Origin of the sequence: Flavobacterium sp. (assembly GCF_024305175.1) — a bacterium.
In the GTDB taxonomy this organism is placed as follows: Bacteria; Bacteroidota; Bacteroidia; order Flavobacteriales; family Flavobacteriaceae; genus Flavobacterium.
On record NZ_JAMWYY010000037.1, the window covers coordinates 1 to 22,305 of the forward strand.

Here is a 22,305-nt window from a genome sequence, read left to right on the forward strand (position 1 = left end):
AAATAATATAGCGTTATCATGTTTTCATTTATATTTACCCTGTAGATGTTAACGAAAACTTAATTTTTAGGACAAGCCATTTTAATACAAAATAATGAGAGATGAAATATTTAGAATGGAACAACGTCATATCTGAATACTTTTTTAATCCTGCCAACGCAGGTAAAGATGTTTATTTATATATAGCGAAGAATGACATAATTAATATTGCAAGAAAATATTTCACATACGAAACAGAAGAAGAAATTTGGAAGGATTTTACTACTTCAATAAAACGTGGTATTCCAGGCGCAAATGGAAACGTGATTGCAAAAGCAAAATTCTCCCATTCGAAAAATAACTTTCTAAATTCAAAAAGACAAGACGGAAGTCCCCTTGAAATTGACGGTGTACCAATTATTTTTCCGCCATACATTTCTTATTTGACTTTCCTTGTGCTTCCTTTAATTGAAACCGTAGATGATAATAACCAAAGAGCGAATAATTATTATGGTAGACTTAATGCTTTCCTGAAAAGGAATCAAATAAATGAAACTATTGGGACAACCGATTTTAGCAACAATCAAATAAATTGTTTGTGGGAAGATTTAGCAACTTGGGCTAATATTAAAAATAATGGAGATTTTGGAGTTTTCAATGTAATTCCGTTTTCAAATGCTAATTGGATTTATGTTGGAAAAGTTTTCTCCCAATGCGTATTGCCACCAAAATTTTTAAACCGTTTGCCGGAATTATTTGAATCCATTGGTTTGGTTCCCGACACTTTTTATGAAGACCAATTCTTGCAGGAGAAAATTAAAAACAGTAGAACTGATTTAATTCCTAAAAGTACATTAGATTTTTTGAAAAAGAATGATGAGTTGTCAAACTCTATCATTCAAACCATACAACGCCAATATAGAAAATGGACCGGCGAAACACACGAAGAAATTGAAGAAGGAGCAGCGCTAAGGAAGAAACGGAATTACACCGTTGCACCATTGTTCCTACAATTCAAAGTAAATACCAATGACGAAGAAATTAAGTTGTCGTACAGAATGTATTCTTCTAACGATTATCCCGAAGATTTAAAGTTTGGCGAACTTGAAAACCTCTATGAAATAAATGGTTGGTCAAAGACACTTTCGATTAAATTTAAGGAGGGACTTGAACTCAAAGATAGCTTCAATAAATGGATTGCAAAATTTCCTGACCGTGATGTAAGATTATTTGTAAGTGCAGGTACATTTCAGTTGAGTAATGATTATTGGATTGAAACGGACGTTCTTTCAAAAACAGACAGAATGTTTTTGCTATGCAATAACGATAAGAAAATTATTATTGAGGAATGGGGGAAAACATTTAGCAACGGAAATTTTAAAGAAGAAGATTTTAACGGCTTACCCGAAAACTATTCTTTGTTTTGGTTTCGCAACCCAACACAAAGTCTTTCTGAAATTTCAATTCTTACTCTCTATACCGAAAAACGGATTGAGTTGGTTGGCGGACTAAAAGTGAATTTCAGAACATACACCAATGACTTTTTGCCGGAAGTTGAAATTATCAATTCGGACGGCAATGAAAAAGTCTATTTTCTATACAAAGGAACTGACGAAAAGATATTTCTTTCTAAAAAAACATCACTCAACAACCGTTGGTTATTGCCCGAAAAAACGCAAATAAAAACCGATTTTTATATAAAAGTTGAGAATGAAAATTTTACAGGAAATGAACTTGCCTACAATCTTGCTTCATCTGACAACACAGCATTAAAAGTTGACGGCTCTAAATTGCCTAAACGAAATTCCTTTGGAAGAAACATTATAACTGATGCAGAGCGATATTGTTTAGGCAGCAATATTGTTAATCCTGCTAAATCAAGTAAAAGAGTCTTCTGCCCTTTAAGTTGGATTTTTGCTTCAACAAATGAAGAAACTACAACAACGATTTCAACCGCTGTATTCAATAATCATAGCGGAAACAGCCTTTGTAATTTTCTTTCTTTGAAAGGAACGCTTATAACCGAAGAGTTTTTCAAGGCTTTTGAATTTTACTTTTCAAAAGAGTTTTCAATTACAGAGAATACAAATCTTACCAAACTAAAGCTAGCATCATTAAACTTTTATGATTTTATCGGAATACTTGATTACAACTATGAAACAAAGAGTATTGTTTTAAATCCGCCTCAATTTATTTTTATCCCAACAACACAAGGAAGAAAAGTTTTGCTAATTGGTGCGAGAGATACGGCATTGATAAAGGCAATCATTGAAAAATCGCCAAGTCATAATTTGCAAGTTGAAATTACGAAACAATTTTCTTCCAATGAAAGATTGCTTTTACCGGATGTAATAACTATAAAAGCATTTGGAACTTCAAGCGAAAATTACGGAGAAAGAAACTTAAAAGCATTGGCAGACGAATTGCAGATAAAATTTTCAAACGATTATTTTCCTCAATTAGCACTTCAAGATTTTTCAGCAAACATTGCAGACTATGAAACTACATTGCAAGAAACTAATGAAAACGATTATGGTTGGGCAAGATATATTTTCAATCCTGAAACATTGAGATTTGAAAAAAGTGAAACTGAAAATTTTGATAAATCGTTTTCGTTGCTTGAATATAAATTGAACGAATATACTTATCAACACAAACTTTGGAAAGATAACAAATGCTGCCAAGTTGATTTGAATTGGGGAAGATTTGTAGCGTTAAAGCATTTCGATAAAAATGTAATTTTGTTTGATAGCACAAGCCAAAAAGTTGCTATACCTGTTTCAATGCCTTTGCCAAGATTATTATCAGAAGCCATTATGTTATTAAGTGGTAAAGCACCCGATTTCAAAGATATTGACGGAAAAAAATATAGAGTTTACGAAAATGTAATTGGCATTTTCACTCAAAATTTATTTAGATTAAAATTAGGTCAAACAGCAATAATCACCACCTTATGAAAGACCCAATTGGTTCATTTGAAACTATAAAAGAAAATTTCATTCGCTATGTTAAAACAGCGTTCGGAACAAAGTTTGAAAGCGTTGAAAAAGAACGCTACGATTTGTTGAATTATGATAAAGTGCTTTATCGAAAACCTTGGATTGAACCTTTGCCCGACTATATTTCGAGCGGTAAAAAAATAAATGATTTAACGGCAGAAGATTTAGGCAATGCTTTGAGTGAAGCAGAAGCCAATACTTTCAAAGGACTTGTAAATACAGGACTTGTTGGGAATTTCCCGCTGCATTCGCACCAAGCAGAAATGTTAAAACAAGCATTGCTTGGAAACAACTGTATTATTACTTCTGGTACAGGTTCCGGAAAAACGGAATCTTTTTTACTTCCGTTATTTGGACAACTTTCAAAAGAACTTACAAACTGGCAAATACCAAATCAAAAATCGCCAAGCGTAAACATTTGGTGGCAAGAAAACGGTGGACTTACACCAACGCAAATTGTCAATACCTCAAACTTCACTTTGAGTGATGCTGTACGACAACGCAAACATGAAAGAAGAAAAGCCGGAGTTAGGGCTTTAATTCTTTATCCAATGAATGCTTTGGTGGAAGACCAAATGAGCCGCTTGCGTAAAGCGTTGGATTCTGACGACACAAGAAATTGGTTAAGCAAAAACACAAATGGCAATGCAATTTATTTTGGAAGATATAACGGCAGTTCGCCTGTTGCCGGAGAACTGAAAAAAGTAAAAGAAGACGGAACACTTGCAATCAACACAAGAAAAGTAAATCAGCTCAAAGAACAATTAGAACAAATTGAAACTGATTCAAACCGTGTAGAGCAATACATTCAACAAACAGGAAAATCAGGAAATGAAGCGAAAGATTTAAAATCATTTTTTCAACGCTTGGACGGTGCAGAAATGCGTAGCCGTTTTGATATGCAAGTTGCACCACCTGACATTATGATTACTAATTATTCAATGTTGAGCATAATGTTAATGCGGGATATTGATAAAGGAATTTTTGATGAAACAAAACAATGGTTAGAAGAAAGCGAAAACAATATTTTTCACTTAATCATTGACGAGTTGCACTTGTACAGAGGAACGCAAGGAACAGAAGTTGCGTATTTGCTCAAATTAGTGCTTAATCGTTTAGGACTACACTCACAACACCCACAGCTACGCATTCTTGCTTCAAGTGCCTCATTGGAGGCCGGAGATGAAGCAAGCAAAAATTTTGTGTGCGACTTCTTCGGAGTAAGTCAGGACCACTTTAAACAAAAATTCAAAATTATTGAAGGGAAAAACAATCCAATTACCGCGTTTCCGGAAGATGGAAAAAAACTTCCAATAAATCCATTCAAGGAAATTGCAGAAATTTTTTCAGAAGTAAAAGGAAACATCTTAGACACCAATTTTATTTCAACTTGCGAAACAGCAGCAACAGAGTTGGCAACTGATTTTAACATCACAACAACTGAAATCGGAATCTCAAAATTGCTTTCTGTAATTACTAATCCAAACTTTCAACTGAAAGAACGGTTATTTTCACCTTGTCAAGATTACAAAGCTGTTTGTTCAATTCAGGCAAACGGAGACGATGTAAATGAAAAATATTTTGCAGAAACAATTTTTGAAACAACAACCAATAAAGAAGAATTAGAAAATGCTTTGCGTGGTTTGTTAATCGCAAGAGCAATTTTAGACGAAAAAGAATTTGAGGCAATTTCAAAAACTATTCCTGACGATAGAAAATTACCCCGCTTTAGATTCCATTATTTTTTCAGAAACATTGAAGGCGTTTGGGCTTCTATAAAAGCCGATGATGTTGACACGAATTACAGCGATAACGAACGAACGAACGGAAAACTGTATTCAACTACACGGATAAATTCAGAGAAAGGAAACCGTGTATTAGAATTACTTTATTGTGATAATTGCGGAACAACATTGTTTGGTGGTAGCCGATTAGTTACAAGAAATGAATCCGGAAATAACTCTTTTGAAATGCTTCCAATCAGCCCAAACATTGAAGGCATTCCTGAAAAAACACCTGCGAAGTTAGTTGAGAAAAGAAGCTACCAAGAATACGCTGTATTTTGGGCTTGCGGTAATCAACCATTCACGCCACACGATTCAGAAGCAGGAATTTCTCAAAATTATTGGCGACAACCTACTGTAAACGGTTTTAATCAAGGTGATTTTGAAGCAAATTGGATTCCTGCTTCACTCAATTGCATTTCGGGCGATATAGATAATTCACATAACAAATCAGACGAAAAACCTGAAGAATGGATTAAAGGATATTATTTCGTCATAACCAACAATTCCAATCGTGATATTGCTTTGCCTGATGCAAGTGGAAACATTTCCACCATAGAAACACACAAAGCATTGCCAAGTGTTTGCCCAAGTTGCGGTGTAAATCACCAAAAGAGAAGACAAGATTGGAACAAAAGCAAAACTTCTTCTATTCGTGGTTTCAGAACTGGTTTTGCCAAAACAACTCAAATGTTTGCAAAAGAATTGATGTATCAACTTCCGAGCAATGAAGCAGAAAGAAAATTAGTTGTGTTTTCTGATAGTCGGGAAGATGCGGCACAACTTGCAAACGGAATTGAACGCAATCACTTCTCCGATTTAATGCGTGAAATTTTAGTGAATGAATTACATTCAAATTTGATGTTGCATTTTCAAATTGTACGTGCTTTTGATAGCGGAGATGCAACAAAACAGAATGAATTTAAACAACAGTCGCAAACGATTTTTGATGAAATTGAATACTTGGTTGATAATTCAAATTACAGTGGAGGTAACACAAATAAATTAAAAGAAAAACAAGAAGCAGAGACAAAGTTGAACGAAATCCGTTCGCTTACACTCAACGTAAGAAGTTTAGTTGATATTACTAATTCTGTAAATCTTGCGCCACTTGTTAAGCATTTTGTTGAATTAGGAATAAATCCGGGCGGTAACGACATTTTTTTACAAACAAAATTACTGAACAATAATTTTGTTCCTTGGTACGACCTTATTGATTTTACAAATTTTCAATGGGTAGGTGGTACAAGCCAAAACTATATTGACGCATTAAAAGAAGGCTCATTTAATCGGCTTGCATCAATATTTTTCGGCTCATTGTTTTATTCATTTGAATCATCGGCATTGGGTTATATAAGTATAAATCCTGAATTGCAAGTAATCACAGACCAAGCAAGCGCTGTTGCAATTTCAAAAGATGATTTTCTACAAATCGTAAACTCCACAATCCGGATTTTAGGAGACAAGTACAAGCACAACAAAGTTGATGAAGATAAAATCCCGTTCAATCCTGCGTTAACAGCATACGGCAGTTTCCCCGGACAAGTCAAAAAATATATTCGTGCTATTGCAACAAGATTTTCAAAACAAGAAAATGAAATTGGCGAAGCCGTTTTTAATACACTTTCAACAAGCAGTTTGCTAAGAGGTGATACAGGAATTCAAATTGAAAACCTTTTCCTCAAAGTTGCACAACCAACTGACCCAATTTGGACAAGCCAAAGAGGAAGCAGACCACACTTACATTTTAGCGGTGGCATTTGCACACATTCTGTTACTGCATTACAAACACAATCGGACAGAATTTGTGATGATGTTTGGAAAGAAAATTACCTTTCTTACAATGCCATAAAACAACAACGCCCACCAATCCGTTTGCATTGCGAAGAACTCACCGGACAAACAGACAACCAATTTGAAAGACAAAGGCATTTTAGAAATATCATTTTGCCTGATGAAGGCAACAGACAAGTAAAAGCAATTGACTTGTTGAGCGTAACAACAACGCTTGAAGTTGGGGTCGATATTGGAGCATTGCAAGCCGTGATGTTGGGAAATATGCCACCGCAACGTTTCAACTATCAACAAAGAGTTGGTCGTGCAGGTCGTAGAGGACAAGCCTATTCCGTGATTTTGACTTTTTGCAGGGGTAGAAGCCACGATGAATTTTATTTTGCAAATCCTCAAAAAATTACAGGCGATGCACCGCCAACACCATTTTTGACAATGGGGCAAGAACGGATTTTTAAACGTTTGCTTGCAAAAGAAATTCTACGAAAAGTATACATTGATAGAGCCATAGATATCACTTCCGATGAAAAATCAAGTGTACACGGAGAATTTGGTACAATTAATAGTTGGAACAATTACAAAACAGAAATAATTGATTGGATAGACAATAATAGAACAAGCATTGAAGAAACTGTTGATGCTTTGTTAACACCACAATTAAACGGCAAAAGAGATGAATTTGTCAATTGGATTGTAGACACAACAACTGAAAACGGCTTGATTGAAAAAGCGCAAAGCATAATCGACAACGAAGAAATTGCAACAAACGATATTTCTGAAAAGTTTGCCGAAGGAGGAATTTTACCAATGTTTGGAATGCCAACTACCGTTAAAAACTTGTATCACGGCATAAACAGCAAACTTCAACCGCTTTCAATAGACAGAGCACAAACAATGGCAATTTATGAATTTGCACCGGGCGCACAGAAAACAAAAGACAAGGCAATTCATCAGGTTATCGGATTTACAAGTGATTTTATCAATACGCGTAAAAACGGAAACCAAATTGTAGCAAATGTTGACACCAACAACCTACTTCCGTTTTCACTAAACCGTTGGTTTATTCGTTGTAGAGCTTGCGGATTTTTTGAGACATATTCAGAAGAACGGAAAGCAGAATTAGAAACTCAATCAGTTTTTGATAGTTGCTCGAATTGCGGAGAAACAAATCCCGACAAGTATCAACAGCCATTCAAATTAAAATCCCCAAGAGCGTACAGAACAAATCTTTCAGCAGGAAGTGATACAAAAGATGATTCAGAATTTTTGCTTTCACGTCCGCCAATTTTTGCAGAAAAAACCGGTTCGGCAGATATGAAAACAATAAGCAATGCTTCAATTTCTATTTCAGACAACGATGTTACTTGGAGAGTAAACACAAATTCAGATAGATTTTTTACAGGAAGAATTTACAACACAAGAAATTTATTTCCTTTTAATCAAAATGGATTTTGGTTTAACAATCAATGGTTATTGAATGATTTTGCTGCAAACACACTTGATAATAATGGTTATTCAATGTTTGTTCAACAAAACACAAATACAGATGAACAAATTGCATTAGCAAATAACAAGAACACAGAAATATTCAGAATTGCACCTTCAACTGTTCCGTTAGAACTTGACTTGAATATGTTTTTTAATGAAACAGATTTGCCACATGTCAAGGCACAGAGTAACGGTGTGCGTTCAGGATATTATTCAGCCGCTTTTTTACTTCAAAGAACTTTGGCAGATAAACTTGACGTTGACCCCACTGAAATTGAAATTGCAGATATTTCAATGAAAACTCTTGATGATGGAACGAAAAGAAAAATTGCAGAAATTATTTTGACAGATGAATTACAAAATGGCTCAGGCTTTGTAAGATATTTATACAACAATTTTACAAACATTCTTTCTGAATCAATTAGGCCAAGTAATTCAAGCACTTATTTAGTAAAAATACATTCGCAAACACACAGAGGAAAATGTGATGATGCGTGCTATGATTGTTTGAAAGTATTCCGAAATATGAACTATCACAGTTTGCTTGATTGGCGATTAGGGCTGTCAATGCTTCGCGTGATGAATGACGTAACTTATGTGTCTGGCGCGGATGGTAATTTCAATTATGTTGAATTGGAAGATTGGCTTAATTTTGCAATTAAATTGCGAGATTCTTTCTTTTTCTCTTTTTACTCAAATTCTAACTCAGCGGAAAGGGCGGAAGTAAATGGGTTACCCATTATCAAATTTGGTAATAAACAACGGAATATAATCATGATTGTTCACCCATTTTGGAATATGAAAAATTTCATGGAAGCAAATTGGTTGACTGAAATATATAATGAAATTAAAGAACATACTGAAGGTAATGGAGGAAAAATTAGCATAATTGATACGTTTAACTTGCATAGAAGACCCGGTTGGTGTTACGAAAAACTGATAGTTAGATAATGAATAAAATCGGAGAAATAAATTTTAAGGAAATTAAACGTATATCGCCAAGCCAATTTTATTCAATGAAAAATTGCGCTTACAAATCGTTGTTGGCTGAAGCGTTTGACAAGAAGCCATTGCTTCCTCTTTCACCGAATGCGTATTTCGGAACGGTGTTGCACAAAATGCTTGAACTGATTGCGAAAGGAATTGTAAAAAGAGAAGATGATTTTAATGCCGAATTTGAAAGACAAGTAAAAGCACTTGAAGATGATTTGCAAGAAAAAGGGTTTGGCTTTTTCGTTCCGCTAAAAATAAAATTAAGAAATTTTGGATTGAAGAAAATTCAACTAAAAAAACATTTGCGAAACGAACCGGAGCAGCCAATTATTTCAAATGATATAAAGTTTCATTCTGAAAAATGGTTTGAATCAAAAGACAGATTAATTGGCGGAAAAGTTGATTTGATAATTGAAAATGGAAACAGCGTTGAAATTCTTGACTTTAAAACCGGAGCAATTATGCAGGATTGTTTAGATGATGAAGGCGAAATTTTTTCCGATGTAAAAAATGAATACAAAGAGCAACTTAAACTGTACGCTTATTTGTATTATGAGAATACAAACAAGTTCCCAACAAGACTTAGCTTAGTTGATTTAAAAAAGCAAAAGTTTTCAGTTGAGTTTTCGGAAGACGAATGTAAAGCGATTTTTGACGAGGCGAAAAACCTATTAAAGACGACGAATAACTGTTTAAGTACAAAATCATTTTTAGCAATACCATCAGAAGAAAACTGCAAATATTGTCTTTACAGACCTGCTTGTTATTTCTTTAACAAAAAACTTAAAACAGATTTTTCATTTAATGATGTGTTGGGTGAGCTTAAAGAAGTGAAGAAATTTCAAAATGGTAATGTGAGCGTATTTTTAAAAAATGGAGCTAAAGATATAATCATTAAAAATTTTGGGAGTGATAATTTTAATGAACTAAACGAGAAAAAGAACAAATATATAAGAATTTATAACCTAAGAAGAGAGGCAACGGAATTTGCTTATTCTATAACTGATACGACAATGGTATATGAATAAAAGAGCAGAAAATAAAATACCAATTCTCTCCTTCTTTTCTGGCGGAGGATTTATGGATATGGGATTTGAGCAAGCAGGTTTTGAGGTTGTTTGGACAAATGAGTTTGATGAAACTTTTGCAAAACTTCACGCCGCAGGTATAACTTCATGGCGTAAATCGAAAGGTAGCGGATTAAAAGCTGAAATTTTTAACACGAAGTCAATTACAGAGGTTAGTTCAAATGATATAATTACAGAGGCATTCCCTCATGGCAAGCCAAAACATTTTGGAATGATTGGCGGCCCCCCTTGTCAGGATTTCAGTATGAATGGCTCTCGGAAAGGGTTTGAGGGAGAAAGAGGAAAACTTACTGTAGTCTTTTTTGATAAAATTATTGATTTAAAACCTACATTTTTTGTTATGGAAAATGTAACTGGATTAACAAAAAGTAAGGATACAAAAAAGTTTCTACAAACACTGCTAAGAAGAGTTGAGAAAGAATATTATATTGACTATGAAACATTAAATGCCTTGGATTTTGGAGTGCCTCAACATCGGGAACGTGTTTTCTTTGTTGGTGTTAAAAAAGAGTTTCTTGATAAGAAAATTGTTGAAAAAAGTTATTTCGGCAAATGGTTTCCTTTTCCTATGAATGAAACTTATCAAAATGCAACGACAAAATATAATTGGGGGGAACGGGTTAAATACGGAACAGCTATAGATAAGCCTAAAGACTTACCGATAGAGTTGTGTGTTGAAAACTGTTTAGTACCAACAACTGAAATTAATTCAACACCAAATGCAAATGAATTTTTTAACTTACGTGTAAAGGAAGATATGTTACAAAATATTGATGAAGGCGAAACTAACAGACCATCTTTTAAACGTCTACATCGATTCAAATATAGCCCAACAACTTGCTATGGTAACAATGAAGTTCATTTGCATCCATACATCCATAGACGCTTATCTGTTCGTGAAGTACTAAGAATTCAAGGCGTACCTGAGGAGTATCTTTTGCCAACCGAAATTTCTTTATCAAAAAAATTCAAGATGATAGGAAACGGAGTTCCTGTGCCTCTTGCACATGCGGTTGCAATAAATTTGAAAATATTTTTATACAAAAATGTAATCGTTTTACAAAAAGTTCCAACACAATATATAGGTTATTAAAATACCACCCCATGATAGAATCGGGGTGGTAATCATTAACTCAAAAACCAATGGTAATCTCCATTACCCATTAGTGCTGCTTGGACACCTTTAGTAAACTCAAAGGCATTCATATTCCTGTCAAGGAAAGTATCTATGTAGCTGCTTTTATTAGCCTGTGTGAAGAGATTATATACATTCCACAGGTCTATATCTCCCTGGTCATTCCTACTGAAGCTGGCATCCTCATAATAATCTTTTGCTATGGTGTTCACATGGCCATCAGTAAAGTTCAGTTTAGGAATCAAGGTTTTTTCAGCTTTAGGCAGATACTGGTATAACTTTGCCCTGCCAATCATCTGTGCAAATTGGCGTTCAGTTAAGGAGTACTGTGATAGCAGTTTCATTTCCTCCAAGTGCTTATCAGCATTGTAACCTTGAATAACAGCTAATATTTTACTTTGAAGTTCCAGGTATGAGGAAACCCTCATGTCCTCTACAAAGCCATCGCTCCATACACACAAATTACAGCAGACCTTATTCTGAAATCCTATAAAGAACTTTACCCGTTCCATTGTTTTTTTATTGTACAGATTTTCAAGATTGTAGCTTCTAACGCCGCCGATTGTTAGGGCAATTTCGTTCCCATGAATGTTATCAACTATGCTTGGAACTCGGATAATAAACGCCATTCTTTCAAAGTACTGTGTCCTCTCATGGTCTAATAAGTCTTTAGCATTTTTGTGTATGGCTTCAGGTATCCTTCCTTTTATTTGGTGGCTCACCCTGATTTCAGGCTGCTCAATGCTATGCTGTGGAAATGCTCTTAAAACACATTCTTGCGCTATCTCAATGAATTCCTGATGGGCAATAGTTCTTTCGTTGTCACGGCTGAACACCGGGATGATACAGTCATTTTTCAGGCTGAGCAAGCTAATTTCTGAAGTGTTGGCTTCAATGAAAGGTTTCTGTGGAAATGCAGATAGAGTAGGTGTATCATTGGGTTTGTATAAACCTGGAAGTTGAATTAATCTATTGTTTGATTCTCCTATATACCTCACAGGTTGTAATGTATAGGATTCCAGTTTTATGTTTGGGTTAGTGGTGATTTGTGCTTCCATTTGTACTAAATGCTTTAGGGTTCAACAATAATTCTTTTGTGGTAATGGTGTCTTTCTGTAATTTGAAGTCATGCTCCAATAACTCTCTCCAGTTGCTGTACTGGTTATAAAGCACTTTGAGTTCATCTACTGTAGAAGTAGCTTTAATCTTCTCTCTGGCATCTTGTAAATTAGTGCCGCTATTGCACCATTCCAGTATTTTCTTACCAGTTGTAGAGTTAATAATAAATTCGGGTTTATTCATAAATAGGCCGGTTCTGTCTTTACTTGCTCTTACTAAATGGTTTTCATTGATAAGCTCAAAGTTTACGGTCAGTTCATATTCATAACCCTCCTTGGTGATTTCTTTTGTACCCAATTTTTGTATTTTGAGTTTGCCCGAAGCATCCCGGTCAATATCATATTCAATTTTCCTACGGGTTGTAGTTATGATATGACATTCTGACTGAAGTATTTTATCTATGAATGCCTGGTGTCGCGGCGTCACTATAGCCCAATCCTGAAATCTTCCGCCAAGTTTTTCGTGTATATCTAAACAGCCGCCGGAACCATTCCATTCGTGAGTAATACTGTCGATAATGACAACCGTAATTCTCGCGCGCTCACAGACTGTTATAGCCTCAATGTACCTTTCGGGGGCTGTAGGGAGGTGATAAATCAAGGACATTAAAATTGCCTAATTCTGAATAGAGAGAGGCGGATGAATTTTCAGTATCGATGACTGCAATTTTACTCCAGTCACCAGTCATGCCATAGGCTAATAAAAGGGCTGATTTTGTCTTCCCAAATCCTGAAGCTCCGCTTATGCCTAAACGTAACTTTACCTGCCTTCTCTCGGATGGTCTTAATTGCATAAGTTATAAATTAAAGGGTTAATAATTTTTTGAAGGGCTACATTTAAAAATGAAAAAAGGTTAATCTCCGAATGAAATTAACCTTTAATATTATAGATACAAACCTTCTATTTTAGAAGTTCTCTCAGGAACAATATTCCTTTTTGTGTAACTGTGGTTACACAGTTTGGATAAGATTTATCAGTTATGGTAGAATTAAAAAAGCCTAATTCCACATATTCGTCGTGCGCCGCATTGCGGTCATTAAAGATTTCCTTATCTCTTAAAAATTCATAAAGTTTATTTCTGCCGAAGTTCGGAATGTTTAATTCCTCAGCCGCTTCCGTCATGCTATAGTTCTTCTTCAAGGCAGCAAACTCATCGAAGGGATTAAGAAATATTGTCATAAGGTTAATAGTTTTTCATTTTCATTGTCCAATATATCGTTCTCAAACTCTTTTAAATACGACTGCGTAATTTCTAAGTTTGAATGCCCCATTGACTGAGAGATAATATCAGATGAAACACCTAAAAACTTCATATTAGTGGCGTAAGAATGCCTGATAACGTAGCTGGTTACGTTGCTCTCAATACCAGCTATCGTAGACAACTCTTTTAAGTCTTTATTGAACTTTTTTAATGTCTTCATCTTTCTGTTTTCCAATTGCGCTGGTGTTATACTCTCGCTTAAAATTAGCGGGAAGACATATTTGGAATTCAAATTTAATCCCTTGTAATAATTCAATACGTTCTCCACCGGTGGGAGAATTTTTATCACAAACTGTTTATTGGTCTTACTTCTGGTATAAAAGATATTTTCACCTTGAATATTTGACCATTTAAGTTTCATCAAGTCGATAAAATTCATGCCTCTACAGTAATAAGAAAAGATGAAATAATTAAAAGAATTTTGTAGATGTGGATATTCAACAATGTTGATTTTCAAGAACTTTTTTACGTCTTCAATAGTTAAAGCTCTTTTTGCCGTCTTACCTTTAAGTTTAGATATTTTATACTTTTTGAACGGATAAAACTCTTCCTTTGCTATACCTCTGTTGAGGGCATCATTATACAGCGCCCTCAATTGTCTCATCTTGACAGCTATTCCGCCGTCACTATTGTTGTTTTCACGTAGATAGACTTCATACTTTTCCAGAAACGCTACCGAAATATCATTAAACCTTAGTGCTCTATTATTTGCGAACTTTAGTAACGAATTCTTAGTGTCTTTGTAAACCCTTGCATTGCCGGTCTTTCCCGATTTTACTTTATCATTTATGATTTCATCAAAAAAGTCGAAAACCAAAATATCGTCTTTGGTAGTACCTGTAAACTTATTCGCAAATTCTAAAAGAGTGAAGTTAATTTTATTCGCTTCAAAGTTGTCAATGATGGTAAGAGCTTTTAATACCTGTTCCGACAGAATTAGGTTTCTCTTCTTGTGTAACTTGTGCTTTTTAGTAAACCTTTCATTCTCGAATTCGTCCGGGTAACACCTAAATCCAAGCCCTATCTCTCTCTTTTTTCTACTCTTGGTTATTCTTAATGCAATCGGATATAAACCTTCGCTGTTGCATTTATTTTGCATCACTATTTTTATACTTGTACTTCTCATATAATTACATAAATGGTTAATAAACTACCCCAGGAAAGGGGTAGTTTTTACATGTTTTGCAGGATTTACATCCTTACATATTACAATCTTTTATATTTCCCTTGTTCAACCTTTTTTATGGCCTTTCTTTTCTGCCATTGTTTAAGTTTATCGTCAATGGTTCTTTGGGGAATACTGTGTTTTTTCCCCGCTTCGATTGCTTCTTTTCTTGTAAAACCCTGTTTTAACGAGAACAATATTTCTTCGTCAAGGTCTGATAAGCCGCCATCATTTAAGGAGTTATGGTTTATAATAGCATGCTTCAAGACTACTTTAATAATTTTCAATGCGGTAATGAAATCTCTGTTAGAGCATACTAATTCAGACTCATTTACAATATTGCTTTCATTTCTTAAAACCGTCAATATCATACACAACCTGAACATCATTAAAGCATGCCTGTTTAAATTTGGGATAACACTATGACTATGATTTTTCAGAATATCTTCGTGGATAAAAGTAAAGTCTTTTAAAAACCTCTTGTGCTGATTATCTGTTAGCCTAAACGGCAGTTCATGTTTGAGGTGGAATAACTTCCCATAAAGGCTATAGACGGCATTTCCGGCTGTTTCAAATAGCGATGAGTAATTGTACGCCTTTGCAGCAAAAACATCCTTAAAACCTGAAATTTCATCAAACGAATACATCATAAACCTGCTGAACAAGCCGTTTTCTTTTGATTTAATTAATGGTTGTAGTTGGTCAGGAGTTCCGCTTATGACTAATGACACCTTTGGTTCATCTATTTCAAGGTAACGGTTGTCTATCTGTCTACTTAATGAAACACTTTCATGGTGAAATGCTTTTCTTAGCAAATCACTGTAGTTCGACCAGTCGTTTTTAAGCATGTTGGAAAGCGTATCTGCTTCCGATTCCATAATCAAGACACCATTCTTTGAAACGTTCAGGTAAGCGTACATTTCTGCTGTACTAATATTCGCGGGGATGATTTTTAATTCAAGTTGCGGACAGTCACCAGAGTTCTTCTCTTTGTCCTTCTTTTTCTGTTCCTGGCAAATCGAATAACTAAGTTTGCTGTCATCTAAAATTTTACCGTGAATCTTCTTGATTAGAATTTTTGAAAAGTTCATTGTTCCTTTCCCGGATGCTGGCGGTGCAACAATCAGCACGAATAAGTTTGGATAGATTCTATCGCCGTCATATACACCAAATACGTTAGGAATACAACAACTTAACACTCCGAGCGATGACAGCAATACAATATCTCTCTCCCTTTGAGAGAATGCATCGGTTAGATTTCTTAGTACTCCAGGTAAATTACTATAAACAAGTTCTGGAATGTATTCATTTTCAAGAATAACGAGTTTTTGCTCAGTACTTTCCATTTCTGTTGCGAGTTAGATAATTGGTTAGATTTTCCTGCAAAACTCCTATGCTTTCATTCCTGTTCTGAAGCATCCAATTATCCAAATCAACACGCTGAAAATAGATGAGCTTGTTGTTCGGCTTTGAGAAACTAATTTTATTTGCTGAAGTTAGTTTGTATAAAAACGATTTTGATACGTCTAAATACTTGACTGCTTCGTTAAAACTCAAGATTTCCTTTTGGGGTAATAGTACCACGTTTTGGAACTCTTCACCTTTGGTTACAGTGAACTTGTCCATTCCAATAAATTTAAAATGTTTAAATAATACCAGAAAACTCAATCAACAGGATTTGTTGATTCGTGTACCTAAAGAAGGTACGAGATAAAACGCAGATGATTTTCGAAAATCTGATGCAAAGTTACATTCATTTTTTAAAACTCCAAGAAAAATATTTTAAACGTCAAAATTTAGACTTTTTAATATTTTCAACTTTAGAAAGGAGTAAATAGATTTAACAACAGTTCAAAAAACGAAAATATGCTATCAATTACAAAATGCAGAAAAATATTAGGCAAGGATGGAGCAATGTATACTGACGAAGAAATAATTGTACTTAGAGATGTCCTTTATAAAGTCGCAGAACTTTATGTCGAGAATTTAGAAAGAAATGGGCCTTTAGATGGTTCAACGTCAAATCATCTGAAATGAAAAATGTTTCAGATATGTTTCAGACGCAATAACAAAAAAGCCCTTACATTTCTGTAAAGGCTTCTCTTTCAATGCTCCCCCTCTTGGGCTCGAACCAAGGACCCTCTGATTAACAGTCAGATGCTCTAACCAACTGAGCTAAGGAGGAAACTGTATGTTTTTAAAAGATAATTATCTTTTGTATTTCAGTATGTGAGGCAGCTAATCTGTTGCCTTTATTGCGGTGCAAATATATAACCATTTTTAATTTCCGCAAACAAAATAAGAAAAAATTTCTGCTAAATTTTTGATGGTTTATTTCACGATTAGCTGGTAAATATCCTTACCAAACACTAAAGCCATGAGGGTTAACAAAATAACCATACCAACTGTTTGTACTACCCCGGCAGCCTTATCCCCAAGCCTGCGCCCGGTAATCATCTCTGCAATAGTAAATATGGCATGCCCGCCGTCAAGTCCCGGAATTGGCAGCAGGTTCATAAACGCAAGGCCGATACTGAATAGTGCCGTAAACCTCCAGAAAAACTCCCAGTCCCACGTTGTAGGCATAATGGTAGCAATACCAACAGGGCTTTTTACATGCTTGTAGGCACCCGTGCTGGGGCGTAATATCAGCTTAAACTGCTTAACATTATAAACAAGTAAAAAATAGGACTCTTCCATAGCTTTAGGTATCGCTGTAAAAAAGTTATATTTTTCAGTTACTAAGTACTCCGGCTTGTCAGATGACATTGGGTTAAAACCTAATTTACCTTCTTTGGTAACATTGGCATCAAGAGCTATTTCCTGCCCGTCCCTCTTTATATTAAGCACAATGGCTTTTCCTTTGCTGGCGCTTAGTGCATCGGCTATCTGGTCAAAATAAAGCATGTTGGTGCCGTTTACACCCATAATCCTGTCGCCTTTTTTTAAGCCTGCCTTCTCTGCATTAGAGCCCACTACTACAGAGTCTACAGTAGTACCGGTAATCCTTGGCCTTATAAAATCGCGCCCTTCCTTATCCAGTATCTCATTCTTGTCTTCATCGGTAAGCTCAACATTCACTTCTTTTCCGTCGCGCTCTACAACGACATTGTCGGCTAAAAGCACATCCAGTATCATACGGTCAAAACGCTCCTGGTATTTACCGTCAACACTCAATATTTTGTCTCCGTTCTCAAAGCCTACGTTATGCCCTGTTTCGCCAAAGGCTAATCCATTTTCCTGTATTTTTTGGGTAGAAACATAGTTTTTACCATAAGTGGCATAAACAACCGTATAAATAAACCATGCTAAAAGTATGTTTACAATAATACCGCCAAGCATAATAATAAGCCTTTGCCATGCCGGCTTAGAGCGGAACTCCCACGGCTTGGGCTCGCTTTTCATCTGGTCGGTATCCATGCTCTCGTCTATCATGCCCGAAAGCTTTACATACCCGCCAAGCGGCAGCCAGCCTATACCCCATTCTGTTTCGCCGATTTTCTTTTTAAGCAGCGAAAAGCCTGCATCCATAAAAAGGTAAAATTTTTCTACGCGAACCTTAAAAATTTTAGCGGTAATATAATGCCCGAATTCGTGCAGCACTACCAGTATAGAAAGCATTAATACAAGCTGGGCAATTTGTGTAAGTGTATCCATTAAGTTTTAAATTCCTTTATCAATAAACGCACAAAAATAGTGTTTTCTGATTACTTACCGCCATATTTAAATTATAACGTTTTAGTTTTTAAAACTTTGTTAATAATAGTAAAGGTAAAAGCGCTTGTCGGGTTTTGTAAGTAAATTTACAGTTGCATAAGCAACAGCGAAACATTAAAAACCACATTATGTCGCAATTATTCTCACTACTACAGCTAAAAAGCATCATATTAAAAAACCGTATAGTTGTATCGCCCATGTGCCAGTATTCGGCCAAAGACGGTTTTGCCAACAACTGGCACCTGGTTCACCTTGGCGCAAGGGCTATTGGCGGCGCAGGGCTTATTATACAGGAAGCCACGGCAGTGTCGCCGGAAGGGCGCATATCTCCGGGCGATTTAGGCATCTGGAGCGATGAACACATCGAAATGTACCGGGAGATAACCGAATTTATACTACAGGAAAATGCCTTCCCGGGCATACAGCTCGCCCATGCAGGCCGCAAGGCAAGTACTTCGGCGCCATGGCAGGGGCACCGCAAAATAACCACTAAAGAAGACGACGGCTGGCAAACCGTAGCGCCAAGCAGCATACCGTATCGTGACGAAGATGCCGAGCCACCAGTAGAGCTGAATGCTGAAGGCATTGCTAAAGTGACAGCCGATTTTAAATCAGCGGCACGCAGGGCTAAGGAAGCAGGATACAAAGTACTTGAAATACATGCCGCACACGGCTACCTCATCCACCAGTTCCTTTCGCCGCTTTGCAACAAACGCACCGACAGTTATGGCGGCAGCTTTGAAAACCGCATACGCCTGCTGCTCGAAATACTGGAAGCAGTACAGGAAGAATGGCCAAACGACCTGCCTTTATTCGTGCGCATTTCGGGCACCGACTGGGCCGAAGGCGGCTGGAACCTTGACGAATCGGTTAAGCTGTCGGCTATTTTAAAAGAAAAAGGAGTTGATATTATAGACTGCTCCAGCGGCGGTGCGGTACACTGGCAGCAAATACCCGTAGAACCGAATTACCAGGTGCCCATTGCCGAACGCATTAAAAAAGAAGCAGGTATCTGCACCGGGGCTGTAGGGCTTATTACCGAAGCAGCGCAGGCAGAAGAAATTATAGCCGGTGGCAAAGCCGACCTGGTATTCTTTGCGCGGGAGTCGTTGCGCGACCCTAACCTGGGACTCACTTTTGCCCACGACCTGAAAGCAGATGTAACCTGGCCTAAACAATATGAACGGGCACAGCTTGAAGATTAACAGGCAGTATTGTAAAACCAAATAACCAAATGCAAAAGATAAAAACAGCGTTGCTGTCCTATGGCATGTCGGGTAAGGTGTTCCATGGGCCGTTTCTGCACCTGCACAAAGGCTTTGAGCTTACCGGGGCATGGGAGCGCAGCCGCAAAAACATACAAAACGATTATCCCGGTGTTAAAAGCTACAACAGCTTAGACGAACTGCTTGATGACGATGTACAACTTGTTGTGGTTAACACGCCTGTTGCAACGCATTACCAATATACAAAGATGGCGCTTAAGGCAGGAAAGCACGTACTGGTAGAAAAAGCCTTTACCACAAATGCTGCCGAAGCGGAAGAGCTTGAAGCACTGGCTAAAGACAAAGGAGTAAAGCTTACGGTTTACCAAAACCGCCGTTGGGACAGCGATTTCCTTACAGTTAAAAAAATACTGGAGCAGGGTATTTTAGGCGATATTGTAGAAGCCGAAATCCATTTTGACCGCTACAACCCCGCCCTTAGCCCCAAAGCACATAAAGAAACGGGCGAACCCGGCGCAGGCATATTGTGGGATTTAGGCTCACACATCATAGATCAGGCGTTGCAGTTGTTCGGCTTTCCGCAGGCGGTGTTCTCCGATATAAGGGTAACACGCACAGGCTCTAAAATTGGAGACTGTTTTGATATATTAGTGTATTACCCCGATAAGAGGGTTCGGCTAAAGGCAGGGTTTTTTATGCGAGAGCCTGTGCCTGCATACATATTGCACGGTACCAAAGGCAGCTTTTTAAAGCACCGGGCAGATGTTCAGGAAGACGAGCTTAAAGCAGGCAGGCAACCCAACGAAGAAGGCTGGGGCACCGAACCTGCGGATAAAGAAGGAGTACTGCACACAGAAATAAATAACGAAGTTATCAGGAAAAATATACCTACAGAAAAGGGTAACTACTTTAGCCTTTTTAACGGGCTGCATAATGCCATAATTAATAATACTGAAGAACCTGTTACTGCAGCGCAGGGTGTTGCCGTAATGAAAATTATTGACGCAGCTGTAACAGGCAACAAATTGAAACAGGTAATACAACTTTAAAAACACACCTTATGCAAAAAGTACAGTTAGGAGAAACAAGCCTGTATGTTTACCCCATTACCTTTGGGGGTAACGTGTTCGGGTGGACGATTGATGAAAAGAAATCTTTTGAAATTTTAGATGCCTTTACCGGAGCAGGCTTTAATTTTGTTGATACTGCCGATGTATATTCAAGATGGGCCGATGGCAACAAAGGTGGGGAGTCGGAAACCATCATTGGCAAATGGATGAAAAAGCACAATAACCGCGATAAGGTAATCATTGCCACAAAAGTGGGCAGCGATATGGGCAATGGCAAAAAGGGGCTTTCTAAAAAATATATTTTACAGGCTGCGGAAGACTCCCTTAAAAGGCTGCAGACCGATTATATAGACCTGTACCAGACACATTTTGATGACGAAAGTACCCCTATAGAAGAAACCCTTGAAGCCTATCAGCAACTCATAAAAGAAGGCAAAGTACGCCACATCGGGGCGAGCAACCTTTCTGCCGAAAGGCTTAAGGAATCGTTGCAGACTGCTTTCGAAAATAGCCTGCCTGCCTATGAAACCTTCCAGCCGCATTACAACCTGTATGAGCGCGCCAGGTTTGAAGATGGCTTAGAGCCGGTATGCCTTGGCAACAACCTGGGCGTGATAAACTATTATTCGCTGGCAAGTGGTTTTCTTACCGGGAAATACCGCAGTAAAGATGATTTAGGCAAAAGCAAGCGCGGCGGCGGTGTAGAGAAATATCTTGACGACCGTGGTTTTAAAATACTTGCCGCACTGGATGAAGTAGCCGAAAAGCTTGGCACCACGCAGGCAACTGTTGCCCTTTCGTGGCTGATACACCGCCCGTCTGTAACGGCGCCGATTGTAAGTGCAACCAGCCTGGAGCAGTTAGATAGTATCATTAAAGCGCCTGATTTACCTATTACCGCACACGAAATAGAATTCCTCACGCAGGAAAGTGCGTGGTAAGGCATTAAGACATAAGCAGATTGTAATAAAACGTAATTTTTGTGCCATGACAACAGAGCAATACCAGTTTACAGACGACGGAACAATACCCAATAGTGTGTTCCCGATGATAGTCTATAAAAAAGCATTCGGCTTGTCTGAAAACCTTGCCGATGATATGGAAAAGCTTTTTGCAGGCAACAACTGGAAAAATGCGTGGCGCAACGGTGTTTATGATTATCATCATTTCCACAGTATTGCGCATGAGGTTCTGGGTGTTTATAGTGGCTCGGCACAATTACAGCTCGGTGGCGAAGGTGGCAAATTACTAACTGTCGAAGCGGGAGATGTATTGGTGTTACCGGCAGGAATGGGACATAAAAAAATTTCCGCTTCAGATGATTTCGGGGTGGTTGGTGCCTATCCGGGCGGCTCTGATTATGACATCCGTACAGGAAAAGAAAGCGAAAGGGAAACTGTATTGCAGAACATTGCAAAAGTACCTTTCCCTGACAACGACCCTGTGCAGGGTAAAAACAAAGGGATCATTAATTTTTGGAAATAATTTCA

Annotated in this window: 15 protein-coding genes and 1 tRNA gene; 8 read left to right on the forward strand and 8 right to left on the reverse strand. The window is 37.2% G+C overall.

The window, feature by feature from the left end:
* Positions 1 to 101 precede the first annotated feature (101 nt).
* Genes Q0K96_RS09935 through Q0K96_RS09950 form a run of 4 tightly spaced genes read left to right on the forward strand, consistent with a single transcriptional unit; the run spans position 102 to position 11,215 of the window.
* Positions 102 to 2,936, forward strand: coding sequence for a hypothetical protein (locus tag Q0K96_RS09935; protein ID WP_297333839.1), 2,835 nt, complete (start codon positions 102 to 104; stop codon positions 2,934 to 2,936).
* Entirely contained in the window at positions 2,933 to 8,992 is a 6,060-nt protein-coding gene (locus tag Q0K96_RS09940) for a DEAD/DEAH box helicase (RefSeq protein ID WP_297333840.1), read from the forward strand. Before Q0K96_RS09935 ends, Q0K96_RS09940 begins: the two co-directional genes overlap by 4 nt.
* Complete coding sequence (locus Q0K96_RS09945; protein WP_297333841.1) at positions 8,992 to 10,062, forward strand: PD-(D/E)XK nuclease family protein; 1,071 nt, start codon at positions 8,992 to 8,994, stop codon at positions 10,060 to 10,062. Before Q0K96_RS09940 ends, Q0K96_RS09945 begins: the two co-directional genes overlap by 1 nt.
* Positions 10,055 to 11,215: a DNA cytosine methyltransferase gene (locus Q0K96_RS09950; protein ID WP_297333842.1), complete on the forward strand. Its 1,161-nt coding sequence runs from the start codon at positions 10,055 to 10,057 to the stop codon at positions 11,213 to 11,215. Before Q0K96_RS09945 ends, Q0K96_RS09950 begins: the two co-directional genes overlap by 8 nt.
* Before the next feature lie 35 nt (positions 11,216 to 11,250).
* On the opposite strand, the gene Q0K96_RS09955 is transcribed toward Q0K96_RS09950, so the two are convergent.
* The 8 genes from Q0K96_RS09955 to rseP form a co-directional block, all read right to left on the reverse strand.
* Positions 11,251 to 12,315 carry a DUF3871 family protein gene (locus Q0K96_RS09955; protein ID WP_297333843.1) on the reverse strand — a complete coding sequence of 355 codons (1,065 nt, stop codon included), beginning with the start codon at positions 12,313 to 12,315 and terminating at the stop codon, positions 11,251 to 11,253.
* Positions 12,293 to 12,982, reverse strand: coding sequence for an AAA family ATPase (locus Q0K96_RS09960; RefSeq protein ID WP_297333844.1), 690 nt, complete (start codon positions 12,980 to 12,982; stop codon positions 12,293 to 12,295). Before Q0K96_RS09960 ends, Q0K96_RS09955 begins: the two co-directional genes overlap by 23 nt.
* Before the next feature lie 294 nt (positions 12,983 to 13,276).
* A complete protein-coding gene (locus tag Q0K96_RS09965; RefSeq protein ID WP_297333845.1) occupies positions 13,277 to 13,555 on the reverse strand; it encodes a phage antirepressor KilAC domain-containing protein in 279 nt (92 codons plus the stop codon).
* Entirely contained in the window at positions 13,552 to 14,763 is a 1,212-nt protein-coding gene (locus Q0K96_RS09970) for a site-specific integrase (protein WP_297333846.1), read from the reverse strand. The genes Q0K96_RS09965 and Q0K96_RS09970 overlap by 4 nt, the downstream gene beginning before the upstream one ends.
* Before the next feature lie 80 nt (positions 14,764 to 14,843).
* Entirely contained in the window at positions 14,844 to 16,148 is a 1,305-nt protein-coding gene (locus tag Q0K96_RS09975; protein ID WP_297333847.1) for a DUF3987 domain-containing protein, read from the reverse strand.
* Positions 16,135 to 16,428 carry a helix-turn-helix domain-containing protein gene (locus Q0K96_RS09980; RefSeq protein ID WP_297333848.1) on the reverse strand — a complete coding sequence of 98 codons (294 nt, stop codon included), beginning with the start codon at positions 16,426 to 16,428 and terminating at the stop codon, positions 16,135 to 16,137. Before Q0K96_RS09980 ends, Q0K96_RS09975 begins: the two co-directional genes overlap by 14 nt.
* Positions 16,429 to 16,913: 485 nt before the next feature.
* A tRNA-Asn gene (locus Q0K96_RS09985) sits at positions 16,914 to 16,987 on the reverse strand.
* A gap of 146 nt (positions 16,988 to 17,133) precedes the next feature.
* Positions 17,134 to 18,459, reverse strand: a complete 1,326-nt coding sequence (rseP, locus tag Q0K96_RS09990) for an RIP metalloprotease RseP (RefSeq protein ID WP_297333849.1) — start codon at positions 18,457 to 18,459, stop codon at positions 17,134 to 17,136.
* A 188-nt stretch (positions 18,460 to 18,647) separates the two neighbouring features.
* Between rseP and Q0K96_RS09995 the strand changes: the two genes are divergently transcribed.
* The 4 genes from Q0K96_RS09995 to Q0K96_RS10010 are packed head-to-tail and all read left to right on the forward strand — an operon-like array spanning position 18,648 to position 22,300.
* Positions 18,648 to 19,724 carry an NADH:flavin oxidoreductase/NADH oxidase gene (locus Q0K96_RS09995; RefSeq protein WP_297333850.1) on the forward strand — a complete coding sequence of 359 codons (1,077 nt, stop codon included), beginning with the start codon at positions 18,648 to 18,650 and terminating at the stop codon, positions 19,722 to 19,724.
* 29 nt (positions 19,725 to 19,753) lie between these two features.
* Positions 19,754 to 20,794, forward strand: coding sequence for a Gfo/Idh/MocA family oxidoreductase (locus Q0K96_RS10000; protein WP_297333851.1), 1,041 nt, complete (start codon positions 19,754 to 19,756; stop codon positions 20,792 to 20,794).
* An 11-nt stretch (positions 20,795 to 20,805) separates the two neighbouring features.
* On the forward strand, positions 20,806 to 21,756 hold the full coding sequence (locus Q0K96_RS10005; RefSeq protein WP_297333852.1) for an aldo/keto reductase: 951 nt from the start codon (positions 20,806 to 20,808) through the stop codon (positions 21,754 to 21,756).
* 46 nt (positions 21,757 to 21,802) lie between these two features.
* Positions 21,803 to 22,300 carry a hypothetical protein gene (locus tag Q0K96_RS10010; RefSeq protein ID WP_297333853.1) on the forward strand — a complete coding sequence of 166 codons (498 nt, stop codon included), beginning with the start codon at positions 21,803 to 21,805 and terminating at the stop codon, positions 22,298 to 22,300.
* The last annotated feature ends 5 nt before the right edge of the window (positions 22,301 to 22,305 follow it).